Annotated in this window: 20 protein-coding genes and 5 tRNA genes; 10 read left to right on the top strand and 15 right to left on the bottom strand. The window is 61.7% G+C overall.

Features of this window, described 5'->3' with window-relative positions; translation table 11 throughout:
• Window positions 1–139 precede the first annotated feature (139 nt).
• The 4 genes from QN085_RS07295 to QN085_RS07280 all read left to right on the top strand — a co-directional run bounded on the left by QN085_RS07295 (window position 140) and on the right by QN085_RS07280 (window position 4603).
• Window positions 140–2587 (top strand): acyl-CoA dehydrogenase, encoded by a 2448-nt coding sequence (locus QN085_RS07295; protein WP_285690217.1) that lies wholly within the window; start codon window positions 140–142, stop codon window positions 2585–2587.
• Window positions 2588–2666: 79 nt separating this feature from the next.
• The gene (locus tag QN085_RS07290) at window positions 2667–3077 is read left to right on the top strand and encodes a PA2817 family protein (protein WP_013971557.1); all 411 of its coding nucleotides are present in this window, start codon (window positions 2667–2669) and stop codon (window positions 3075–3077) included.
• A 179-nt stretch (window positions 3078–3256) separates the two neighbouring features.
• Window positions 3257–3802, top strand: a complete 546-nt coding sequence (locus QN085_RS07285) for a fimbrial protein (RefSeq protein WP_013971556.1) — start codon at window positions 3257–3259, stop codon at window positions 3800–3802.
• Between the two features lie 57 nt (window positions 3803–3859).
• Complete coding sequence (locus QN085_RS07280) at window positions 3860–4603, top strand: fimbrial biogenesis chaperone (RefSeq protein WP_031324438.1); 744 nt, start codon at window positions 3860–3862, stop codon at window positions 4601–4603.
• On the opposite strand, the gene QN085_RS07275 is transcribed toward QN085_RS07280, so the two are convergent.
• The 3 genes from QN085_RS07275 to QN085_RS07265 all read right to left on the bottom strand — a co-directional run bounded on the left by QN085_RS07275 (window position 4587) and on the right by QN085_RS07265 (window position 9270).
• On the bottom strand, window positions 4587–6044 hold the full coding sequence (locus QN085_RS07275) for a hypothetical protein (protein WP_285690212.1): 1458 nt from the start codon (window positions 6042–6044) through the stop codon (window positions 4587–4589). The two genes, QN085_RS07280 and QN085_RS07275, sit on opposite strands and share 17 nt — an antisense overlap.
• A 58-nt stretch (window positions 6045–6102) precedes the next feature.
• A complete protein-coding gene (locus QN085_RS07270; RefSeq protein WP_285690209.1) occupies window positions 6103–8283 on the bottom strand; it encodes an autotransporter outer membrane beta-barrel domain-containing protein in 2181 nt (726 codons plus the stop codon).
• 114 nt (window positions 8284–8397) lie between these two features.
• Window positions 8398–9270 carry a hypothetical protein gene (locus QN085_RS07265; RefSeq protein ID WP_285690207.1) on the bottom strand — a complete coding sequence of 291 codons (873 nt, stop codon included), beginning with the start codon at window positions 9268–9270 and terminating at the stop codon, window positions 8398–8400.
• A gap of 65 nt (window positions 9271–9335) precedes the next feature.
• Here QN085_RS07265 and QN085_RS25940 point away from each other — a divergent pair, with 65 nt between their 5' ends.
• On the top strand, window positions 9336–9455 hold the full coding sequence (locus tag QN085_RS25940; RefSeq protein ID WP_410953376.1) for a fimbrial protein: 120 nt from the start codon (window positions 9336–9338) through the stop codon (window positions 9453–9455).
• Between the two features lie 240 nt (window positions 9456–9695).
• On the opposite strand, the gene QN085_RS07260 is transcribed toward QN085_RS25940, so the two are convergent.
• From QN085_RS07260 to QN085_RS07240, 5 genes are all read right to left on the bottom strand, one after another.
• Window positions 9696–9771, bottom strand: a tRNA-Gly gene (locus QN085_RS07260).
• An 85-nt stretch (window positions 9772–9856) separates the two neighbouring features.
• Window positions 9857–9932: transfer RNA gene (locus QN085_RS07255), tRNA-Gly, on the bottom strand.
• Window positions 9933–9935: 3 nt separating this feature from the next.
• Window positions 9936–10011, bottom strand: a tRNA-Glu gene (locus QN085_RS07250).
• Between the two features lie 91 nt (window positions 10012–10102).
• A tRNA-Gly gene (locus QN085_RS07245) sits at window positions 10103–10178 on the bottom strand.
• Between the two features lie 4 nt (window positions 10179–10182).
• Window positions 10183–10258 (bottom strand) — tRNA-Glu (locus QN085_RS07240).
• Window positions 10259–10635: 377 nt separating this feature from the next.
• Here QN085_RS07240 and QN085_RS07235 point away from each other — a divergent pair.
• Window positions 10636–11403, top strand: a complete 768-nt coding sequence (locus tag QN085_RS07235) for a hypothetical protein (protein ID WP_013971548.1) — start codon at window positions 10636–10638, stop codon at window positions 11401–11403.
• A gap of 127 nt (window positions 11404–11530) precedes the next feature.
• On the opposite strand, the gene msrC is transcribed toward QN085_RS07235, so the two are convergent.
• Together msrC and QN085_RS07225 are read right to left on the bottom strand one after the other, a co-directional pair.
• On the bottom strand, window positions 11531–12013 hold the full coding sequence (gene msrC, locus QN085_RS07230) for a free L-methionine (R)-S-oxide reductase MsrC (RefSeq protein ID WP_003260813.1): 483 nt from the start codon (window positions 12011–12013) through the stop codon (window positions 11531–11533).
• Entirely contained in the window at window positions 12014–12901 is an 888-nt protein-coding gene (locus QN085_RS07225; RefSeq protein WP_013971547.1) for an ATP-binding protein, read from the bottom strand.
• A gap of 200 nt (window positions 12902–13101) precedes the next feature.
• On the opposite strand from QN085_RS07225, the gene QN085_RS07220 reads away from it, so the two are divergent.
• Window positions 13102–15459, top strand: a complete 2358-nt coding sequence (locus QN085_RS07220) for a hybrid sensor histidine kinase/response regulator (RefSeq protein WP_024086513.1) — start codon at window positions 13102–13104, stop codon at window positions 15457–15459.
• Here QN085_RS07220 and QN085_RS07215 read toward each other — a convergent pair.
• Both QN085_RS07215 and msrB read right to left on the bottom strand, forming a co-directional pair.
• Window positions 15449–15937 (bottom strand): glutathione peroxidase, encoded by a 489-nt coding sequence (locus tag QN085_RS07215; RefSeq protein WP_285690202.1) that lies wholly within the window; start codon window positions 15935–15937, stop codon window positions 15449–15451. The two genes, QN085_RS07220 and QN085_RS07215, sit on opposite strands and share 11 nt — an antisense overlap.
• Before the next feature lie 13 nt (window positions 15938–15950).
• Window positions 15951–16346: a peptide-methionine (R)-S-oxide reductase MsrB gene (gene msrB, locus QN085_RS07210; RefSeq protein ID WP_038409123.1), complete on the bottom strand. Its 396-nt coding sequence runs from the start codon at window positions 16344–16346 to the stop codon at window positions 15951–15953.
• Between the two features lie 167 nt (window positions 16347–16513).
• On the opposite strand from msrB, the gene QN085_RS07205 reads away from it, so the two are divergent.
• Window positions 16514–17725 (top strand): pyridoxal phosphate-dependent aminotransferase, encoded by a 1212-nt coding sequence (locus QN085_RS07205; RefSeq protein ID WP_013971543.1) that lies wholly within the window; start codon window positions 16514–16516, stop codon window positions 17723–17725.
• A gap of 293 nt (window positions 17726–18018) precedes the next feature.
• Window positions 18019–18906 (top strand): protease HtpX, encoded by an 888-nt coding sequence (gene htpX, locus QN085_RS07200; RefSeq protein ID WP_003259721.1) that lies wholly within the window; start codon window positions 18019–18021, stop codon window positions 18904–18906.
• A gap of 169 nt (window positions 18907–19075) precedes the next feature.
• Here the strand turns inward: htpX and QN085_RS07195 are convergent, their stop codons facing one another.
• Window positions 19076–19726 (bottom strand): thiopurine S-methyltransferase, encoded by a 651-nt coding sequence (locus tag QN085_RS07195; RefSeq protein ID WP_024086512.1) that lies wholly within the window; start codon window positions 19724–19726, stop codon window positions 19076–19078.
• A gap of 101 nt (window positions 19727–19827) precedes the next feature.
• Here QN085_RS07195 and QN085_RS07190 point away from each other — a divergent pair, with 101 nt between their 5' ends.
• Window positions 19828–20595, top strand: a complete 768-nt coding sequence (locus tag QN085_RS07190; protein WP_285690197.1) for a DODA-type extradiol aromatic ring-opening family dioxygenase — start codon at window positions 19828–19830, stop codon at window positions 20593–20595.
• Window positions 20596–20747: 152 nt separating this feature from the next.
• On the opposite strand, the gene QN085_RS07185 is transcribed toward QN085_RS07190, so the two are convergent.
• Window positions 20748–22427, bottom strand: coding sequence for a DEAD/DEAH box helicase (locus QN085_RS07185; RefSeq protein ID WP_013971539.1), 1680 nt, complete (start codon window positions 22425–22427; stop codon window positions 20748–20750).
• A 358-nt stretch (window positions 22428–22785) separates the two neighbouring features.
• The gene (locus tag QN085_RS07180) at window positions 22786–23541 is read right to left on the bottom strand and encodes a spermidine synthase (protein ID WP_285690195.1); all 756 of its coding nucleotides are present in this window, start codon (window positions 23539–23541) and stop codon (window positions 22786–22788) included.
• Window positions 23542–23559 lie beyond the last annotated feature (18 nt).

Genomic DNA, 23559 nt, shown 5'->3' with positions numbered 1-23559 from the left:
GCGAAGAGGCCGGTACAGACAAACACCGGACTGAAACTCCCACCGCCATACCCTGTCACTGTTCTGACCCGGCCGTTCGCAGCGTTGCGTCTAAGCTGTCTGGGACGGCTTACCCCCCTGGTTCCAAGGAGGACCGATTATGTTGCTGTTGTGGTTGGTAGTGCTGGTGATCGGCGCGGCGTACCTCACGCACCGGCGCCTGGCGCCCTTGCAGATTCTTGGCATCATGGCGGCTTATGTACTGCTGATGGGCATTTTCAGCAGTGCTCCCGGCTGGCTGCTGACACTGATCTGGATAGTGCTGGCCCTGAAAGTCGCCCTGGTGGCGCTGCCGGAATGGCGCCGCAAGGTATTCACAGGCCCCGTGTTCAACTGGTTCCAGCGCACCCTGCCTCCTATGTCGCAGACCGAGCGCGAGGCGATCGACGCAGGCACCGTATGGTGGGACGGCGAACTGTTCAGCGGCCGTCCCGATTGGCGCACCCTGCTCGCCTACCCGGCTCCGCAGCTGACCGAAGAAGAACAGGCCTTCATCGACGGCCCGACGGAACAACTGTGCGCCATGGTCAGCGACTGGCAGATCGGCCAGGACATGGACCTGCCGGCCGATGCCTGGGCACATATCAAGCAGAATGGCTTTTTCGCCCTGATAATTCCCAAGGAGTACGGCGGCAAAGGCTTTTCGGCATACGCCCACTCCCAGGTGGCGATGAAACTGGCCACCCGCAGCGGCGACCTGGCTTCTACCGTGATGGTGCCCAACTCGCTCGGCCCGGCCGAGCTGCTGCTGCATTACGGCACCGACGAACAACGCAACCACTACCTGCCACGCCTGGCGCGTGGCGATGAAATCCCCTGCTTCGCCCTCACCGGCCCGCTGGCCGGCTCCGACGCAGGCGCCATGCCTGACACCGGCGTGGTCTGCAAGGGGCAATGGAACGGCGAAGAGGTCATCGGCCTGCGCCTGAACTGGGAAAAGCGCTATATCACCCTCGGGCCCGTCGCCACCCTGCTGGGCCTGGCGTTCAAGGCCTACGACCCGGACCACCTGCTCGGCGAGCAGGAAGATCTGGGTATCAGCCTGGCGCTGATCCCTACCGACACGCCCGGCGTCGAAATCGGCAAACGCCACCTGCCACTGGGCGCCGCGTTCATGAACGGCCCCAACAGCGGCAAGGACGTATTCGTGCCGCTGGATTTCCTCATCGGTGGCCAGGCCATGCTCGGCAAGGGCTGGATGATGCTGATGAACTGCCTGTCGGTAGGCCGCTCCATCTCCCTGCCGGCCGTAGGCACTGGCGCTGCCAAATACACCAGCCTGGTCACCGGCCAATATGCCAATATCCGCGAACAGTTCAATGTTCCGTTGGCCGCCTTCGAAGGCATCCAGGAGTCGCTGGCACGCATCGGCGGCAATGCCTGGCTGATGGACAGCGCGCGGCTGCTGACCGCCAAGGCCGTGGACCTGGGCGAAAAACCTTCGGTGCTGTCGGCGATCCTCAAGTACCACCTCACCGAGCGTGGCCGCGAGTGCATCCAGCACGCCATGGATGTGCATGGCGGCAAGGGCATCATCATGGGCCCGAACAACTACCTGGGGCGCAACTGGCAAGGCGCGCCGATCTTCATCACCGTCGAAGGCGCCAACATTCTTTCGCGCAACCTGATGATCTTCGGCCAGGGCGCCATCCGCTGCCATCCGTTCGTGCTCAAGGAAATGGCTTTGGCCGGGCGCGAGGACGGTGACCAGGCATTGAGGGAATTCGATGACCTGCTGATGAAACACATCATGTTCGCCGCCGGCAATGCGGCCAGCACACTGATACTCAGCCTGGGGCTGGGGCGACTGGAATCCGTGCCCGGCGATGCCCTGAGCCAAGGCTACTTCCGTGCACTCAACCGCCAGGCAGCGGCCTTCGCCATGCTGGCTGACCTGTCGATGATGTTGCTGGGCGGCGCACTGAAACGCCGCGAACGGCTGAGCGCAAGGCTGGGGGATGTGCTGAGTTACTTGTACCTGGGCAGCGCTGCGCTCAAGCGATATCACGACCTGGGCTCACCGGAACATATGCAACCTTTGCTGCGCTGGGCGATGGAAGAAAGCCTGGGCCAGGCAGAAACAGCCCTGGATCGGTTGCTCGACAATTTCCCCAACCGCTTTGTCGGCTGTGCGTTGCGCGTGCTGGTGTTCCCCTTCGGCCGCCGCCACACCGGCCCAAGCGATGAACTGGATGCCGAAGTGGCGGCGTTGATCGGTCGCAGCAAGGGCGACCCAGCCCTGGAGGAGCTGCTTGCAGGTTGCTTCCGCCCGCAGGCCGAAGGCGACCCGGTAGCGGCACTACAGCGGGCCGCCGACTTGCTGGATGGGGCGGCCCCACTGCACAAGGCACTGCACCAGGCTATCAAGGAAGGCAAGGTTCGGCCTGCAACGGGGCAGTCGATAATCGATGCGGCAGTGGAAAGCGGTGCGCTACAGCCTGGTGAGGGGCAACGACTGCAGGAGGCAGAGCACGCCCGGCGGGCAGTGATCGATGTGGATGCCTTCGACAAGACACAGTTGCTGCCCGAACCAGGCAAGGTACGCTGAGCCAGGGGGCCGTTTTGCGGCCCCTTCTGTAACCCGCGTATACTCCGCCCCCGTTTCAACCACCCCGAGGACCGCCCCAATGGCCAACCCCCACCTGGAATATCACCTGCAACTGCTTAACCACCTGCGTACCATCCTGGTGGCCCTGGGTGACGCCGAGCAGGTACCAGAGGAAAGCCACGCCCTGTTCCTCGAGCGTTTCGACGAACTGCTGAGCCTGCTGCCGCAGAATCCGCTGGAAAGCCAATATCTGGGCCAGGACCTGATCTGCCAGGTGATCCAGCGCTACCCGCAAATCGCGCACCTGGTACCACGCGACCTGCTGTGGTTCTTCGGGGGAGACTGCCTGCACTACATGCCTGACGAGGAGCTGGACCTGTACCAGCGCCTTGAAGAGCGCCGCTACGAAGCGGAGCAGAACGACGAGCCGTTCGACTGGCACCAGGAAAAACAACTGCTCTCGTTACCAGGCGACTCTGCCAGCCACTGACCACCTCGACAGTCGCGCCTGATCGAGGCGCGACTTGACGCTGTAGCCAACCGCAATCCCCCGTGCTCATGTTGATTCGCCTTACAGACGCTCGGTGCCGGCCTGCTTAACCTGCATGCGGCCCTGCAATTGCTGACCAGCGCTGACCAGGACTCAAAACTGACCAACGGGTATTTCCAATGAAAAAGACCTTGATCGCCCTCGGCTTGGCCGTGGCCGCCAGTACGGCCCATGCCTTGCCAGACAGCGACACCATCCTCTTCACCGGCAAAGTCAACGGCAACACCTGCTCCATCGAGATTGTCGACCCTTATAGCGGTGCGACACTGAACCCAATCGTGTTGCCTGAGGCTGAAGCTTCCAAGCTCACGGGCGCCATTGACAAAGAGTCGACCCCTCTGGGCTTTGGCATTAGCATCACTGCCGGAACCGGTTGCGACCCGACCGGCAAGAAAGGTGTCGTATCCTTCGCTGGCAAAGACGGCCCGGCAGGCACGGGCGACGCTCTGCATGCACTGCACCCTGGCAGCGCCGCTGGCGTAGCGCTGGCAATCAAGGACAACACCGGCGCCATCATCCCTTGGGGAGCCGAATCCAAGGAATATGACCTGAACGACACCGGCGAAAGCAACATGCTGTTCTACGCCAACCTGCGCTCGACCGCAGCCGTTGTCACCGCCGGGCCAGTCAACGCCACGATTCCTTTCGTGTTCGACCTGAAATAGCCCCCTGGCCGCGCCGAGCGCGGCGCGGCCCCTACTTCACAACGCCCTGTGCAAATCATGTCTAACACTGGATACCAACGCCTCCGACGCGCCCTGCTCCCTCTGTGCCTGGCCCTTTCACTGCCAGCCGCCGAAGCCGCGCTGACCATCAACGCTACCCGGGTGATTCACGCCAGCGACGCTCGCAGCTCTTCGGTCGTGGTCGCCAACCCGACCAACAGGCCTTTCGCCGTGCAGACGTGGGTCAATACCCAGGCGGACGATACACTCACCGCCGTACCGTTGGTGCCAACCCCGGTGCTGTTCCGCCTGGACCCTGGCAAAGACCAACTGGTGCAGATCAACCGACTGCCCAACGACCTTCCGCAAGACCGTGAGTCGCTGTTCTTCTTCAATGTCCAGGAAATTCCGCAGCAGGAAACGTCTGGCCGGAACCAGTTGAACGTCGCCATGCGTACCCGCATCAAGCTGTTCTATCGCCCCACCCAACTCAAGGGCTTGCCGCAGGATAACGTCAAGCAACTGAACTGGTTTCTGCAGCAACGCGATGACGCCCTGTATCTGGTGGTCGACAACCCGACACCATTTCACTTCACTTTCGACCAACTGGAAGTCAGTGGTGCCGGGCAATCGGAAAAACCCAGCGCCATGGCCATGGCACTTCCTTTCGCCCAACAGTCCTACCGGCTGACGCAAATCCGCAGGCTGCAAGGGCTGCAGGTAACTTTCAATACCCTCAACGACTATGGTGCCTCTACTGCCGTCATCCGGCAGCCACTGACTCTCAAGGCTGCAAGGTGATATGTAGCGGCTCGAAATTCGGCAAGTCCGGCCAGGTTTGGCCGGCGTCGAAACTGACCCTCACCTCTACCGAGAATTGCTGCCCCAGCTGCAAACTGCCCAAGAATGTCAGTGGCACTGTTACATCACCGTTTGCACCGATCCCTGAGGTCACCTCTTCCTCGGTGATCGCATGATCGTGCATGACTGGCAGAGCACTACCGGCACCCTCAGCGGATACCCCAGTAACGTCGATGCGAACCCTCTGGTCCAGACCGATCAGTTTCCAGGGCGCCAGGGTAATCGCAGGATTCTGCGCCTGCTCCTTCAATGAGAAGGTATTACCTTCGGTACCCGATAGCTTTGGGATAGTCATCATGTTGCGTGGAAACGGCTGTACCATGACCTGCCTGACAGCCGATACCCAAGGGCCATCGCTTGCGTCTACCTTGTAACGCAGCGGTACCGTCTTGCCGCTCATGGCAACTACGTGACGCTCGCCAATGCAGTAGCGACGCCCCCCCTCCACACCCGGCAGCAACTGCTCACCGAAAAATCCAGGTGCCCATTCCACCGTGAACGGCTCGCCCGGATGAATGACAGCCGAATCGGGTATCCGTATTTCCAGTGGCTCATACATGTCGCTCAGTTGCAGAACCACCTGCTCCTGACTGCCAGCCGCCAGCGGCACTTCAGGCCAGGGCAATACACGAGGTACAGGTTTGGCATCGACGGTGACGGCCTTGGGCACAGACGTCATGCTGGTGTTTCCGGCACGATCACGCAGCAGATACTGCGCATAGCGGCCACCATCACCGCGCTCCCGGATCATCTTGCCGTCATATTCAATGAGCACCGGCTGGCCGGCATCCGCAGCGGTCAAGGTGCGTTCGCCTACCTGGGTGTTGTCCAGCGGCTCGTCATCCCAGTAGTAGACGATCGTGTCGCCCGGCATGAATCCCTGATAGTCCGGCACGCTCGCCCGCAACACTTCGCCATGGTCCTTGAGAAACTTGTCAGTTACCGGCTGTGAGCCCAGGTCAGGAAATTCAAGCCGTCCTCTGTCTCCTCCCAGAATCGGTGCAGTGCGATCGATGGTCAAGGTCAGGGCCCTGGATTCAGTCTTCATTCCGTTATAGCCCCGAACGCAATAGGTAACCAGAACCTCGCCTTCCTTGAGCAGGTAGTCGGCCGGTACATCGATGAACAACTCAGCAGGATCGATCTCGGCGTACCAGGTCTTGTCATCAATGAAGTCGCCATTCCAGAAAAGAGAGAGAGTTTCCCGGTTGCCACCGGGCCCAGGATTGGAAATCGGCCACATTAGAACCTCGATCCGCAAGGGAAGGCCCAGCGTTGCAACCGGCAACAACCCAGGCGCGCCATCCGGGATGTCCTCCAACGCCGCTGGTGTCGAAGGAGGGTCGAGAAAATTGGCGCCGTGTGATGAATCCATAGGCATGATGCCTTCCTCCAAAACCAAAACGCCAAGGGTGAGCACTCGCTCACCCTTGCCAACGTTACCAGCGATAGCTCACGCCGATATTCGCACCCCACGGTTGCTCGATCCGCTCACCGTTGCTGTAATCGAAATCGGCATGCATTTGCAGGCGCTCGTCCAGCGCCACCGCTATTCCGACCCCCAGTTCACCACGCGAACCGGCCAGGTCATTGTCGAAACGATGGTCATTGACCTTCACCTGATTATCGCTCACGAATTCATGGGCATACGCGACGCGAAGATAGGGCTGGGCGAAACGCCCCTCATCCAGGTCGAACGTACGCCCCAGGGTGGCGCCGGCCTTGCCCAGCAGTGATCGGGTGTCGTCACCGTGTGCCTTGAGACCGTTGTCCAGGCTGTAGTCCTTGCCCGCGATGCTCACTGCCGACCACTGTGTATATGGCTCGACGAAATAACCGTCGCCCAAGGCGATATGACGGCCGAACTCTACAGATCCACCGACACCCAGGTTGTCGTAGCTGCCCTTGGCACGCTCGCCATCGCTCAGAGTCACCTTTGAATCGTTGTCGAAGCGGTTGAGTTTGACCACGCCATCGAAGTAATAGCCGCTATCTGCATCGAGCCAAGTGGCATACAGGCCGAGGTAGTAGCTTTTGACTTCGGCAGAACCGCCACGGGTCAGGTTGAGATCGGACGAACTGTGCCCGGCCATGACCCCCGCCAACCACTGCCCGTCGCCCCAAGGCAATGGCGTGTCCGCCCCCAGGGAAAACCCTTGTTGCGTCTGCTTGTAACCTGCCTGCTCGCCGACGTTGTACTGGTTGCCATAAGCTCTGGCCCAGGCCCCTGTCTTGCGCTCGTCCAGGCGCAATTCGCCCATGCGCCCACGCAAGCTGGTCAACTCACCGTACCAGACCGTCGGCGCAGTATTGAACAACGCCAGCACCGATGCGGTGCCAGGGCTGATGACCTTGCTCGAACCATCAAGGAACCAATCGTTGCCACGCTGTGCCAAGGCATAGGAAAACGCGCCTAGGTCCACCGGCCCGTTGAGCAACGAGAACGAAGCATCGCCACTCTCGATGTGGACCAGGTGCAATGAATTCGGCGCGGTCGGCTCGGCGCCGCTACTACCGACCAGCAAGCTATGATTACCGCTGGCATTCCCGGTCACTTCCAGGAAGTCGGTTTGCCCGTTCGCGAAATTGGCGTCCATGATGAGCGTGCCGCTCCCCGCCAAACTACCCAGGGTCAAACGCTGGTACTGATTGGCTTCACCGAAGCGTACCTCCCCGCCGTTCATCTGCAGGTTGTCGACCTGGCTGTCCTCGACCATGGTCCAACGCCCCTGATTGGCCAGCGTCAGGCTTGCCACATTTTCCAGGCGGCCGGTCAGACTGGCATGGTTATCCAGGCTCACATTCGCGGTCGAGCCTTCTTCGGCACGTACATCCCCTACCAGTTGAGCGTTGTCGACGCTCAGGTTCGCCGTGGAGTTGCCCACCACTTCCAGCAGGGTACCGTTGCTGCCCGTGAGGGTCGAACCCGCTCCGACCTGGATATTGGCACTCGCAGGCCCCAGTAAAGCATCGCCTACGACGATTGCAGAACCGTCCAGGCCTTCGACATGAGACCCAACCAGGCTTACCGTGGCCGCATCGGCAAAATCTGGGTCGCCCAGAATCTCCAGACCGGTGCGTGCCCCACTGATGGTGCTGCCGCTGGCAATCAGACTGGCGTTACCGAACAATTGCGCCGCCCCCGAGTTGCCATTGCTGACCAGTGAACTGTTTTCCAGCACCAGTGCAGAGCCGGCACTCAGTGACGCCCCCCCCTGTCCCCCTTCAATACGGCTGTCACTGACTGTCACCGTTGAGCCCACCACCCCTTGACGAGCAAGGCTCAACCCGAACAGGTCGGCGCGTATGGAACTGTTACCGCTGATAGTCCCGTTTGCCGAAATGAGCGTCACGCCTTCCAATGTTCCCCCATCGACCGTGGTGCCTTGCAGGTTCAACTCAGTGCCTGCGTTTGCCCTGATGCGCTGGGTGGTGGCGCCAGTGGCATTCAATTGCCCCCCGGCTCTGACCAGGTAACTGTCGGGCGCGGTCGAAGCATCGATGTTCAACTTGCCATCGACAATGGTTTGCGCCCAAACCGGAGCCGCCCAAAGCAGCAGCAAGGATGCTCTGAGGCTGCGGGTTATCACATTCAAACCAAAACACTGAATAGACTTCATAAGAAAGCTCGCCTGTAAGAAATGCGTCGAAGACTTACAAAGCTACAAAGAAAAACCGCCACGATATGTAGGAAAAGCCGACAAATGCCGAATGGACGGCCTTTCCTCACATCCTCAGGGTCTGGATCTCAATGGGCAGGAGCCCTCAGCGTCGTGCATGGCAACAACCTCCTCTTCGATGTCCGATTCATAGGTACGCCCTGCCAACTCAAACTCGTAGTGGACCCTTCCTCGCCCATCATGGATAGGAGGATTGAAGATGGGCAGAATATGTTTTGCATAAGGCTGTACACGCCAGACGAAACCATTGATGTTGGTCGCTGTGAGGTCGATTGTTTCGTCCAAATCCACACCAGCTACTGGTGTTTCGCCTTCTAATCCTTGAACGGCAGTCCATTTCAGCGTCACCTTGTCACCCACTTTGAGCCCATACTGCGCCAGATCCGGTACCTGGACACGGATCGCAGGGTCAAGCGGGTTATCTGGATCACCGTCATCGTAAAGCGCATCGCAGGTCAGCCAGCCGACAGGTTCACTGGTATTGCCGCCCAGGAACTTTGGTTGTTCCGGATGGATGCCGATGGCAGTCACGTCTACATCGACGGTATCGGACCATACAACGTTCGGGTTGCCCGGTCGCCTGACCTTGTAGTGGACTGGAACGATATCGTTGCCCCTCGCTGCTATGGCCGCCCATGGCACCTCGAATTCCATATCTTCACCGATATCGTCTGTTGCCAATGAATAGTCCAATGTGTCGAGATGGGTGTCGTCCCAGTAGAACGTGAGTACGTCGTTCTCCTGCAATGAAGCATCAATTTTCAGAAGTAACCGTGCAGCCTCGAACTCATCATCAGGAAGCAAAGTGTTCTCGGTGTCGGATTTCTTGCCGTAAACAGCAGGAAGCGGCAGCCGCGGGTTCACCGGCTCCGGCCACTCCGGATCTGGATCAGGGCCGACTGGGCCAACCCGCTCGAGATTGACCATGACATCGATGTCCCGACCACCTTGCGGCACGGTGGCCCTTTCGGCTGGAAGAAGAAGTTGCCGTGATGCCGCTGAGCCCCGGCGACCTCACCCTGAATTTCCAGGCCCGCTATTACCAGACCGCGCCCACCGTAACCCCGGGCGAGGCCAATGGAGCACTCAATTTCACCGTCACTTATCGCTGATTTGCACCCGGCCTGGCAACTTGCTTGCCAGGTTGTTGGTTTGGGAAAAGCAAAAACGCAAAAATGCTCCGCATCGAAAGATGGGGAGCATTTCTCGTTATAGGGTGCGCCCACCACGTACAGCCCAAGCGGGCAATCCGTGTCCTGGGAGCCAGGAAAATGAAGCCATGAGAGGCTGGAGAGCTTTTTTCAGTACAAAAGCAAACGCCCCGAACAAGTCGGGGCGTCTGGTTACATGTTTGGAGCGGGAAACGAGACTCGAACTCGCGACCCCGACCTTGGCAAGGTCGTGCTCTACCAACTGAGCTATTCCCGCATTTTGAAGCTTTACCACTATCGGCGTGAAGCGCCTTGAAGACCTTCACCACCACTGCACCGCATAGACGCCACAGTATTTAAACTGGAGCGGGAAACGAGACTCGAACTCGCGACCCCGACCTTGGCAAGGTCGTGCTCTACCAACTGAGCTATTCCCGCAAATGGCGTCCCCTAGGGGACTCGAACCCCTGTTACCGCCGTGAAAGGGCGGTGTCCTAGGCCACTAGACGAAGGGGACACACGACACTTTTCAGTGCACCAGGTTTGAACCTCACGATTCAGCCTGGATTTTCTTTTCCTGCCCCGCAGTTAAGCGTTGCCGGAGAAACTGGAGCGGGAAACGAGACTCGAACTCGCGACCCCGACCTTGGCAAGGTCGTGCTCTACCAACTGAGCTATTCCCGCAATTTGGCGTCCCCTAGGGGACTCGAACCCCTGTTACCGCCGTGAAAGGGCGGTGTCCTAGGCCACTAGACGAAGGGGACACGCTGCTGGCATTACTGCCTGCTTTCACTCCCTGCCGCGTTTCGCTGTGTGCTTTACGCTGCAAGTGGCGCGCATTCTATGGATGGTTCGGACAGGCGTCAACCCCTTTGTAGAAATTTATTTAAATCAATGACTTCCGGGTGTGTTGGGGTGCAGATGCGGGATGGGTTGCCGATATAGAGAGAAGCAATCCTGTGCCGGCCCTTTCGCGGCTAAAGCCGCTCCCACAGGGACCGTGCGCAGCTTGAAGGCAGTGCCGTACCTGTGGGAGCGGCTTTAGCCGCGAAAGGGCCGGCACAGGGATTTAGCAGCTGTTCGTCCCACACCGAACTCACTACACTCAAAGCTGTAATTCTTCTTCAATGAGGCATTAACGGTGACACCACTTCTGATCACCCTGCTCATCGTGGCGGGTATCGCGCTGCTGATCGTGATCGGCTACCTAAACAATGTGGTCGAGAACGGCAAGCTCGAGCGCGCCCGGATGAAGATCGAGCTGGCCGACCGCCTGCGCCGCTGTGGCGAAATCACCGAGACCTTCCCCGGCCAGTTCATGACCCCGGCGCTGAAGTTGCTGCTGACCCGCCTGGAGCTCAACCTCAACCAGCGTCAATTGGCGATGGACAAGCACAATGCCGAGATCAAGGCGCGCATCGCCGAACTGGAAAACCTGATTGCCCAGGGTACGCAGATCCCGGTGAACAACCCGCCCAACCCGATCCAGACCGAGATCAAGGCCAAGGATGTGCGTTTCCTGCTGGAGGCGTTGCACAACCAGGTGACCCGAGCCGCCCAGGAGGGCTTCCTGCCCACGCCCGAGGCCAAGCAATGGATCAAGGAAATCCGCCATATCCTGGTGCTGCTGCATATCGAGTTCTTCAACAACCTCGGCCAGCAGGCCCTGCAGCAGAACCAGCCAGGCCAGGCGCGCCTGGCCTTCGAGCGCGGCGTGCAGTACCTGCGCAAGCAGCCGGAACCGAAGGTGTATGAAGAGCAGCTGACGTACCTGGAGAAGCTGCTGGCTCGGGCCAACGCCCAGGTGCTGGACCGCCTGGCCCCGGCGGAGGACGAGCAGAATGAACTGACCCAGGGGCTCAAGACCGATGAGGAAGAGACCTGGAAGAAGAAGGTGATGTACGACTGATGCTTTAACCTGTACCGGCCTCTTCGCGGCTAAAGCCGCTCCTACAGGGACCGCATCGCCCTCAGGCTTGGTGCGATCCTTGTAGGAGCGGCTTTAGCCGCGAAGAGGCCGGTACAGGCAGCGACCATCAGCAGTCGGTCAGCTCCAGAAAAATCGCCGCCAACCGCTCCAGCCCCACCTGATCCGCCTCACTGAAGCGCCCAAGCTTCGGGCTGTCCAGGTCCAGCACACCAATCAACCTGCCCTCCTTCACCAGCGGGATTACCAGCTCGCTGTTGGACGCACTGTCACAGGCAATATGCCCTGGGAACGCATGCACGTCCTCTACCCGCTGAGTCTGCCGGGTGGCCGCTGCCGCCCCGCACACGCCCTTGCTGAACGGGATGCGCACGCACGCCACCTGGCCCTGGAACGGGCCCAGCACCAGTTCTTCGTTGCGGTTGAGGTAGAACCCCGCCCAGTTGAGGTCGTCCACCTGGTTATAGAGGAATGCCGAAAACTGCGCGGCATTGGCGATGAAGTCACGCTCGTCGGCAAACAGCGCCTGCACTTGCGCCGCCAGCAGGTTGTAACCGTCGAGGCCGGCGCCACTGGCATTGAGGTCGATCATTTACTTTTGCTCCAGCAATTGCAGCCCGACCCAGTAGCGGGCGAACTGATAGGCACAACGGCCATTACGGTTACCGCGGCCGGTGGCCCAGCGCACGGCGAGGATGTCGAGTTCTTCGCTGCGCTGCCAGGCCAGGCCGGCAGTTTGCGCGAGCTGGCCGATCCAGTGCTCGACCACGTTCAGGAAGTGTTCCTGGGTGAAGGGGTAGAACGACAGCCACAGGCCAAAACGGTCGGACAGGGCAATCTTGTCTTCCACCGCTTCACTGGGGTGCAGCTCGCCGTCCACGCGCTTCCAGTTCTCGTTGTCGCTCTCCTTTTCCGGCACCAGGTGGCGGCGGTTGGAGGTGGCGTACAGCAGCACGTTGTCCGGAGCCTGCTCGAGCGAGCCGTCGAGCACGCTCTTGAGCACCCGGTAGTCGCCCTCCCCGGCTTCGAACGACAGGTCGTCGCAGAACAGGATGAAGCGCTGCGGCAGCTTCTGCAGCTGCTCGACCACCCGTGGCAGGTCGGCCAGGTGGTCGCGTTCGATTTCGATCAGGCGCAGGCCGGCACCCGCGTGCTCGGCCAGCAGGGCACGTACCAGCGACGACTTGCCGGTGCCGCGCGAGCCCCACAGCAGTGCATGGTTGGCAGGCATGCCGTTGATGAACTGATGGGTGTTGCGGCCCAATTGGTCACGCTGCTGGTCGACGCCGATCAGGTCGCTGAGGCGAATGTCCAGGCTGACTTCCAGTGGCAGCAGGTAGCCGCTGCGGCCATCACGCTGCCAGCGCGCGGCCAGGGTAGTGGCCCAGTCGATGTTCGGGCGCTGGGCCGGCAACAGGGGTTCGAGGCGGGCCAGTACCGATTCGGCGCGGTCCAGGAAAGCAATCAAGCGAGCGTCCATCAGGGCTCCTGCAAGTTCAGATTCGGGGCTGCTGTGCCGGCCTCTTCGCGGCTAAAGCCGCTCCCACAGGTTTATCACCGCCCTTGAGACCTGTGATGTACCTGTGGGAGCGGCTTTAGCCGCGAATAGGCCGGCACAGCCAGTAGAGCAATCAAGGCTGAATGTGTGACAGACCCACCAGCAGCCGGGGCTATTCGGCTATGCTTGCGCAGCGCAAGGGACGTGAAACCGGCTCGGGACACATGGATATCAAGTTCACCAATCGCCTGTCATACAAGCAAGCCCGGTTGACAGTCCTGGTCGGCTTCATCCTGGGAACATTGCTCAGTCTCATCCAGATCGGCATCGATTATGCCAGCGAAGACGCGTCCATCAACCGTGAAGTGCGCGCCTTGCTGCAAATCAGCCACAACCCGGCCTCGCGCATCGCCTACAACATCGACTCGGAACTGGCGCTGGAGCTGACTCGCGGCCTGCTGGAGTCGCCGGCCATCATCCGTGCGCGGCTGATCGACAACAACGAAACGGTACTGGCCGACGTCGAACGACCGCGCCTGGAGGACCGCTACCGGCCACTCAGCGACTTCCTGTTCGGCGATCAGCGCCAGTTCAAGGAACGCCTGTATCTGACCCACATGCCCGAGGAAAACCTCGGCACCCTCTACCTGGAGGTGGACACCTACGCCTTCGGCAGCCGCTTTCTCGACCGTGCCGGGATCACCCTGCTCAACGGCTTCGCCCGTAGCCTGGTGCTGACCGGCATCCTCCTGGCGCTGTTCTACATGATGCTGACCAAGCCGCTGGTGACGGTAATTGGTGCGCTCAGCGGCAGCGACCCGCGCAAACCCACGCAAACCCGCCTGCAATGCCCACCCGGACATGAACATGACGAAATCGGCGTACTGGTAAGGGTCGCCAACCAGCAGTTCGTCAGCATGGCCACCGAGATCGATCAGCGGCGCACCGCAGAAAACCGCCTGACCCAGTACCTCAACGAGCTGGAAGATATCGTCTCGGCACGCACCAACGAGCTGAAGGCCAGCAACAGCAGCCTGAGCCTGTCCAACCAGGAGTTGGAAGAAGCCCGCCGCCGGGCGCTGGACATGGCCCAGGCGCGCGCCGCCTTCCTCGCCAACATGAGCCACGAAATCCGTACCCCGCTCAACGGCATGCTCGGCATGATCGCCCTTGCCCTGGACAGCCCGCTGCCCAGCGAGCAACGCCAGCAGCTGGCGATAGCCCATGACTCGGGCAAGGTGCTGGTGGAGTTGCTCAACGATATTCTCGACCTGTCCAAGTTCGATGCCGGCCAGCTGGAGCTGGAGCGCATTCCGTTCGACATGGGCTCGATGGTCGAGGACACTGCCAACCTGCTGTCGCAGAACACCGCGCAAAGCGTGGAGCTGACCTGCCTGATCGCCCGCGACTTCCCCAGCAGCGTGCTTGGCGACCCCACGCGGGTACGGCAGATCGTCAGCAACCTGCTGTCCAACGCCCTCAAGTTCACCCGCTTCGGCCGCGTGGATGTGCGCCTGTCGACCATCGTCGGCGGTGTGCGCCTGGAAGTGCGCGACACCGGCATCGGCATCCCCGAAGAAGCCCAGGCACGGATCTTCCAGCCATTCACCCAGGCCGGCGCCGGCATCACCCGCCAGTACGGCGGCACCGGCCTGGGCCTGGCGCTGACACGCAACCTGTGCAAGGCCATGCAGGGCCACCTGCACATCAAGTCCGACCCTGGCTTCGGCAGCCGCTTCACCGCCGAACTGCCACTGGCCGTGCACACCGAGGCCATTGCGCCAGCACCGTTGCACGGGCGCGTGGCGGCGCTGAGCACGGCCGGCAGCGGGCTCGATGAACTATTGCAGGACCTGCTGCCTGCCTGGGGCCTTGCCTACCAGCACCATGACAGCTGCGCGGGGCTCGACGCGACGGCCATCGACCTGCTCATCACCGACAGCCTGGACCACCTGTTCGAACTGCGCCCGGCATTGAAAACACCGATCTTGCTGGTGACCGCCTACGGCAACTTCCTGCCCAGCGAACAGTCGGTCGCCCTCGCCCCCCTGCACCAACTGGCCCGGCCGCTGGCGCGCAACGCCCTGTACCAGACCTTGCGCCGCACCTTGCAGGGCCATGAGCCCGAACACCCGCTGGCTACCCCGGCCATCACACTGGACCAAGGCCGCGCGCGCATCTTGCTGGTGGAGGACAACCCGGTAAACCAGCTGGTGGCCAAGGGCATGCTGGCCAAGCTCGGCTGCCAGGTACAGCTGGCCACCCAAGGCGCCGAGGCCCTGGAGCTACTGGAACAGGACGAATTCGACCTGGTCCTGATGGATTGCAACATGCCGGTGATGGACGGCTACGAGGCCAGCCGGCGTATCCGCCAAAGCGGTCGCTGGCCCGACCTGCCAATCGTCGCCCTCACCGCCAACGCCATGCCCGAAGAGCGCGAGCGCTGCCGGGCAGCCGGCATGAACGACTACCTGGCCAAGCCGTTCCGCCGTGAAGAGTTGCTGGCGCTGGTCGACCACTGGGTGCCGGTCAACGGCTGAGCAGGCGCTCGATGTCCGCTTCCAGGGCCTGCGGCTTGGTGGTGGGGGCGTAGCGCGTTACCTGGCCAGAGGCCGGGTAGACCAGGAACTTGGTGAAGTTCCACTTGATCTTCTGGCTGCCCAGAATGCCCGGGGCGCGCTGCTTGAGTTCGACGAACAGCGGGTGGCTGCCGGGGCCGTTGACCTCGACCTTGCGGAACAGCGGGAAGCTCACACCGAAATTGCGCTCGCAGAACTGGGCAATTTCCCGTGCATCGCCCGGCTCCTGCTTGCCGAACTGGTTGCAGGGGAAGCCCAGCACCACCAGGCCACGCGCGCGATAAGCCTGCCACAGTTGCTCCAGGCCCTTGTACTGCGGGGTAAAGCCGCACTGGCTGGCGGTATTGACCACCAGCAGCGCCTTGCCGGGGAAGTCGCCGAGCTTCTTGTGCTCGCCGCCCAGGGTCACGCAGGGGATGTCCAGTATCGATCCAGCCATGGTCGGGCTCCGGTCAGTCGCGCGGGCGCAGGTCGATGCACACCGAGTTGATGCAGTAGCGCAGGCCGGTCGGTGGCGGACCATCGGGGAATACGTGGCCCAGGTGCGCATCGCAGCGGGCACAGGTAACTTCGGTGCGGATCATGCCGTGGGAGGTGTCGCGAATCTCGATCATCGCGGCTTCCTCGATGGGTGCGTAGAAGCTCGGCCAGCCGCAGCCGGAATCGAACTTGGTCTGCGCATCGAACAGCGGCAGGCCGCAGCAGATGCAGTGGTAGATGCCGTCGCGGCGCTCGCTATTGTACTTGCCGCTGAACGGCCGCTCGGTGCCCTTGAGGCGGCACACCTGGTACTGCTCGGGGTCGAGCATCGACCGCCATTGCTCCAGGGTTTTCTCGATCTTTTGCATGTAGGGACCTCGGCAGGCTGAATTTCACTGCGCACCGTCTTTTCCGGGGCGCGGGTGGCACGTATATTAGTTGGCTTCGTGTGCCAGGCGTTCAGTCTGGCACCCGCTTCCTGCCCTTTCAAACCTTTCGGCGGGGCGTAGCGCGTTTTCTCAATCGGGATCCCATCATGCAGTTCAGCAAATCGAACAAGCTCGCCAATGTCTGCTACGACATTCGCGGCCCAGTGCTCAAGCACGCCAAGCGCCTGGAAGAGGAAGGCCACCGCATCCTCAAGCTGAACATCGGCAACCCGGCGCCGTTTGGCTTCGAGGCGCCTGACGAAATCCTCCAGGATGTGATCCGCAACCTGCCCACCGCGCAGGGCTACAGCGACTCCAAAGGCCTGTTCAGCGCGCGCAAGGCGGTGATGCAGTACTGCCAGCAGAAGCAGATCGAAGGCGTCGGCATCGAGGACATCTACCTGGGTAATGGTGTGTCCGAGCTGATCGTGATGTCGATGCAGGCGCTGCTCAACAACGGCGATGAAGTGCTGATCCCTGCCCCCGACTACCCGCTGTGGACCGCTGCCGTGAGCCTGGCCGGCGGCAAGCCGGTGCACTACCTGTGCGACGAGCAGGCCGACTGGTTCCCAGACCTTGAGGACATCAAGGCCAAGATCACCCCGAACACCAAGGCCCTGGTGATCATCAACCCGAACAACCCGACCGGCGCGGTGTACTCCAAAGAGCTGCTGCTGGGCATGCTGGAGCTGGCTCGCCAGCACAACCTTGTGGTGTTCTCCGACGAGATCTACGACAAGATCCTGTACGACGAAGCCGTGCACATCAGCACCGCCTCGCTGGCCCCCGACCTGCTGTGCCTGACCTTCAACGGCCTGTCCAAGTCGTACCGGGTGGCGGGCTTCCGTTCCGGCTGGCTGATCATCTCCGGGCCCAAGCACCACGCACAAAGCTACATCGAAGGCATCGACATGCTGGCCAACATGCGCCTGTGCGCCAACGTGCCGGCCCAGCATGCCATCCAGACCGCGCTGGGCGGCTACCAGAGCATCAACGACCTGGTGCTGCCACCCGGCCGCCTGCTGGAGCAGCGCAACCGCACCTACGAGTTGCTGAACGACATCCCGGGCGTTAGCTGCGTGAAGCCGATGGGTGCGCTGTATGCATTCCCGAAGATCGACCCGAAGGTTTGCCCGATCCACAACGACGAGAAGTTCGTGCTCGACCTGCTGCTGTCGGAAAAGCTGCTGATCGTTCAAGGTACGGCGTTCAACTGGCCGTGGCCGGACCACTTCCGCGTGGTCACTTTGCCGCGGGTGGATGACCTGGAGGCGGCGATTGGCCGGATCGGGAATTTCCTGAAGGGTTATTCGCAGTAAGTGAAGGCCCTGGGGGCGCTTTGCGCCCCTTTCGCGACACAAGGCCGCTCCTACAGGGTTACGCGATCAGTTGTAGGAGCGGCCTTGTGTCGCGATGGGCTGCAAAGCAGCCCCCAAAACCCCACAGGATGTTTCTTACATCCTGCAACGCTCTATCCCACAGCCCCCGCGCCATCCTCTGCCATACTCCGCCGTACACAGTTTGAAATAGTCGCCCGATTGAATCGGCACGGCCGGCCCCTTATATACCCCGCAGTAAGCGACAACTCATCCGTCAGGAGAACGTAACAACCATGATGCGCATTCTGTTGTTTGTAGCCACCAACCTCGCGGTGGTGCTGGTTGCAAGCATTACCCTGAGCCTGTTCGGTTTCAACGGGTTCATGGCCGCCAACGGGGTCGACCTGAACCTCAGCAGCCTGCTGGTGTTCTGCGCCGTGTTCGGCTTTGCCGGCTCCCTCGTCTCGCTGTTCATCTCCAAGTGGATGGCGAAGATGACCACCGGTACCCAGATCATCAGCCAGCCGCGCACCCGCCACGAACAGTGGCTGCTGCAAACGGTGGAAGAGCTGTCCCGTGAAGCGGGCATCAAGATGCCCGAGGTGGGTATCTTCCCGGCGTACGAGGCCAACGCCTTCGCCACCGGCTGGAACCGCAACGACGCGCTGGTCGCCGTGTCCCAGGGCCTGCTGGAGCGTTTCTCGCCCGATGAAGTGCGCGCAGTGCTGGCCCACGAGATCGGCCACGTGGCCAACGGCGACATGGTCACCTTGGCGCTGGTGCAAGGCGTGGTGAACACCTTCGTGATGTTCTTCGCGCGCATCATCGGCAACTTCGTCGACAAGGTGATCTTCAAGAACGAAGAAGGCCAGGGCATTGCCTACTACGTAGCGACCATCGTTGCCGAGCTGATCCTGGGCATTCTGGCCAGCATGATCGTGATGTGGTTCTCGCGCCGCCGCGAATACCGCGCCGACGAAGCCGGTGCACAGCTGGCCGGTACCGCAGCAATGATCGGCGCCCTGCAGCGCCTGCGCGTGGAGCAAGGCCTGCCGGTGCACATGCCCGACACCATGAAGGCCTTCGGCATCAATGGTGGCCTGAAGCACGGCCTGGCCGGGCTGCTGATGAGCCACCCGCCGCTGGAAGACCGTATCGAGGCCCTGCGCCGTCGCGGTTGATCCAATCGGTAAAACAAAAGGGCGACTGCGGTCGCCTTTTTTTGTACACCTGTGCCGGCCTCTTCGCGGGTAAACCCGCTCCCACAAGTTCACCACACACCTTGAGGATTGTGCAGTACCTGTGGGAGCGGGTTCACCCGCGAAAGGGCCGGTGCAGGCTACACACCTGTCATCGGCTAACCCGGTACACCCGCTCCAACAAACTCGATACCCCGGCCTGCGAAAACTTCGGGCTTTCTTCAATCACCTCCACAGCCTCCAGCTCATCCACCTGCCACCCGGTAAACCCCTGCCGCAGCTCTTCATCCCCGACCGAAAACGGCGGTCCGTCCAGCAAAGCCTGGTCATAATCCAGAGTCACCACCAACCCCTGGCAACCCGCCGGCAGCAAGCCCGACAACAGCTGCATGTAAGCCACACGCATCTGCGGCGGCAAGGCAATCAACGCCGCCCGGTCATACAGCCCCGCGCAATCGCCAATATCCTCGACCTTCAACGCAAAGAAATCCCCACACCAGAGCTCAACGTCACCACTGCGCCAAACTTCGAAAACCCCGCGCTGTTGCACCTCGGCTTCAAGCCCATGCTCACGGAAGAATGCCTCCACCGCTTGCCGCGACAACTCTACGCCCAACACGCGATACCCCTGCCCGGCCAGCCAGGCCAGGTCCAGGCTCTTGCCGCACAACGGCACCAGCACGCGGCTGCCCGGCGCCAGGCCAAGCGTTGGCCAGTACCTCTGCAGATAGGGGTTCACCTGCGCCTGGTGAAAGCCGATCTGGTTGTCGGCCCACCTCTGCTGCCAGAACGCTGGCTCCATGATCACTCCTGATTTTTAGATGGTTTGTCGGTAAAAGTTGGTTTGGATTTCGATCTGTAGTTGATCGAAGATGATTGCATCTTAACCGTCAGGACCCCGCCATGCTGCCCAGCCTGTTCATTTCCCATGGTTCTCTCATGCTTGCCCTGCAACCCGGCGCCAGCGGGCCTGCGCTGGCAGGGCTTGCCAATGCCCTGCCCCGGCCGAAAGCGATCGTGGTGGTGTCGGCGCACTGGGAAAGCCGCGAACTGCTGGTTACCGGCAGCGCACAACCAGAGACCTGGCATGACTTCTACGGCTTCCCACCGGCGCTGTATGCGGTTCAGTACCCGGCGCCGGGTGACCCCACCCTGGCCGGCCAGGTCAGTGAACTGCTGCAGGCTGCCGGGCTGCCAGCCCGGCTGGACGCGCAGCGGCCGTTCGACCATGGTGCCTGGGTGCCGCTGTCGCTGATGTACCCGGATGCGGGTGTTCCGGTGGTGCAGGTTTCACTGCCCAGCCACATGGGGCCGGCGCTGCAGGTCAAGGTAGGCCAGGCGCTGGCGGGTTTGCGCGATCAGGGCGTGCTGTTGATCGGTTCGGGCAGCATTACCCACAACCTGGGCGAACTGGACTGGCATGCCGGGCCGGATGTGATCGAGCCTTGGGCACTGGCGTTCAGGGATTGGGTGGTGGAAAAGCTGCGGGCGAATGACCAGGAAGCGTTGCTGGGTTATCGGCAGCAGGCGCCGTTTGCGGTGCGTAACCATCCCAGTGATGAGCATTTCCTGCCGCTGTTCTTTGCACAGGGGGCTGGCGGCAAGTTCGGGGTGGTGCACCAGGGGTTTACCCTGGGGGCGTTGGGGATGGACATTTATCGGTTCGACTGAAGGGCCTCTTCGCGGGCTTGCCCGCTCCCACAGGTCCTCCACAGGCCTTGAGAGCTGTGATGCACCTGTGGGAGCGGGCAAGCCCGCGAAGAGGCCGGCACAGGCAAAAAAAATCCCCAGCCAAAGCCGGGGATTTTTTCATTGCGCCAGGATCAATCCTCGCGGTAGCGACGCAGCTTCAGCTGCTTGCCAGCCACGCGGGTGTCCTTGAGCTTGGACAGCAGCTTCTCCAGGCCATCTTCCGGCAGCTCGACCAGGCTGAAGCTGTCGCGCACCTGGATGCGGCCGATGGCGTCACGAGCCAGACCACCCTCGTTGAGGATCGCGCCCAGCAGGTTCTTGGCAGCGATGCCGTCACGGGCACCCAGGGCAGTACGGCAACGCACACGGCCTTCGGCCAGCGGCATCGGCGCACGGCGCTCGCGGTCACCACGCTCCGAGCGCTCGCCACGCTCACCACGCTCGGTACGCTCACCACGCGGGGCGAAGCTCGGCACCAGCGGCTGCTCACGCTCTACCGCGGCCAGGTCCAGCGCCTGGCCATTGGTGGCCTTGCGCAGCAGGGCAGCAGCCAGGGCACGCGCGCTGCAACCCAGGTCGGCGGTCAGGCGGTCGAACAGTTCGCCGTGGGTGGCTTCCGCTTCGGCAACCAGCGGCGCCAGGCTCGAGGTCAGCTTCTTGATGCGGGCGTCCAGCACGGCCTGGGCATTCGGCAGGCGGGCTTCGGCAACTTTCTGCCCGGTTACGCGCTCGATCACCTGCAGCATGCGGCGCTCACGCGGGGTGACCAGCAGCAGTGCACGGCCATCGCGACCAGCACGGCCGGTACGGCCGATACGGTGTACGTAGGACTCCGGGTCGTACGGCATGTCGACGTTGAACACGTGAGTGATGCGCGGTACGTCCAGGCCACGGGCAGCGACGTCGGTAGCGACAACGATGTCCAGGCGGCCATCCTTGAGCGAGTCGATCACGCGCTCACGCTGGTTCTGGGCGATGTCGCCGTTCAGCGCGGCAGCCTTGTAACCCTTGGCTTCCAGCGCGGAGGCCAGGTCCAGGGTGGCTTGCTTGGTACGCACGAAGGCGATCAGCGCGTCGAACTCTTCCACTTCCAGCAGACGCAGCACAGCCGGGATCTTCTGGTCGGCGTGGACCATCAGGTGGGCCTGCTCGATCGCGGTAACGGTCTGGGTCTTGCTCTGGATCTTGACGTGCTTGGGCTCGCGCAGGTGGCGTTCGGCGATCGAGCGGATCGACGACGGCAGGGTGGCGGAGAACAGCACGGTCTGGCGGCTGGCCGGGATGGCATCGAAGATCACTTCGAGGTCGTCCATGAAGCCCAGCTTGAGCATCTCGTCGGCTTCGTCCAGTACCAGGTACTGCACGGTCGACAGGACTTTTTCGTCACGACGCAGGTGGTCGCACAGACGGCCAGGGGTGGCCACGACGATTTGCGCGCCGTTGCGGATCGCACGCAACTGTGGGCCCATCGGGGCACCACCGTAGACGGCGACCACGTTCACGCCCGGCATCTGCTTGGCGTAGGTTTCGAAAGCGGTAGCAACTTGCAGCGCCAACTCACGGGTTGGCGCCAGGATCAGGGCTTGCGGTTCGCGCTTGCTCACATCGATCTTGTTGAGGATCGGCAGGGCGAAGGCAGCGGTCTTGCCGGTGCCAGTCTGCGCCTGGCCGATCATGTCGTGACCGGCGAGGATGATCGGGATCGATTGTTGCTGAATGGCGGACGGCTCTTCGTAGCCGGTCGCCAGAACGGCAGCAACAATATTCGGATTGAGATCGAGAGCGGCGAAGCCGCCGGTTTCCTGGGTCATGGGTCTGCCTCTAGGTGCATCCGCAAAGACCCATGCTCCAAAGCTGCACAAGCCATGAAAGACCGACAGGTCACCCAGGCAGCTTTGGCGGCGGGGATTTGCGAAAACGATTGAAAAAGAAAACGTGGGAAAGTCCGCCTAGCGGACGTGCAGCCGAAGCTGGACTCGGAGGGTTTGCACCACCTGATTTTGCGGTCCGCTAAAAGACCGGCGCGTACTATACCCGAAATCGTGCGCAGACGTGAGGAATATTTTCAGGGTGCCTGGCCAGTGTCGGGCCATCAATCACCTGGAGCTGAATCGATAATTCTTTATGGCCTGTACCGGCCTCATCGCCGGCAGCCTCGCCACAGATTCATCAGGTAGCCGGCCGAATCTCGCGGATCAGCCCCTCAAGGCTGTACCCCAGGCGCGGCGCCAGCGCCTGGGCCCGGGCTTTCAGCCCATCCAGGTCCAGCGTCTGCTTCAGGTCCGCCGGCACCAGCAGGATCACATTGCCCTCCTTCACCGGCAGCTCCCAGTAATGCCGGTGGTACAACCCGCGCAGCAACGCCGCGCCCAGCGGCTTGCCGTCGTCGGTGGCCCACTGGTTGATCACCAGCCAACCACCCGGGTTCAGTTGCTGCTGGCAGTTCTCCAGGAAGTTCCACGCCAGGTGGCCCACCCCCGGCCCATGGTCGGTGTACAAGTCGACGAACAGCAGGTCGGCCTTCTCCGCCGTGGGCAACAGCTCCAGCGCATCGCCGATGCGTACATACAGCCGCGGGTCGTCGTCCAGGCCCAGGTACTCCATGGCCAGGCGCGGTACGTCCGGGCGCAGTTCGATGGCCTCAATGTCGTCCAGCGGCAGGAACTTCATGCAGGCCTGGGTCAGCGTGCCGGCACCCAGGCCGAGAAACAGCGCGCTCTCCGGCTGCTCGTGGCACAGCGCCCCCACCAGCATGGCGCGGGTATAGTCGTACTCAAGCCAGCTGGGGTCGGCCGTGAACACGCAGCTCTGCTCGATCGCATCGCCGAATTCCAGAAAGCGGTAGTCGTCGACTTCATACACGCTGATGACGCCAAAGGCGTCCTGCACCCGTGCCAGTAGCCGCTCTTCCCGTTCCGCCGCCATGCTCACCACCTACCCGCA

It is taken from the genome of Pseudomonas sp. M2(2023) (assembly GCF_030263955.1).
GTDB lineage: Bacteria > Pseudomonadota > Gammaproteobacteria > Pseudomonadales > Pseudomonadaceae > Aquipseudomonas > Aquipseudomonas asiatica.
This window is presented reverse-complemented; position numbering and strand designations above follow the sequence as displayed.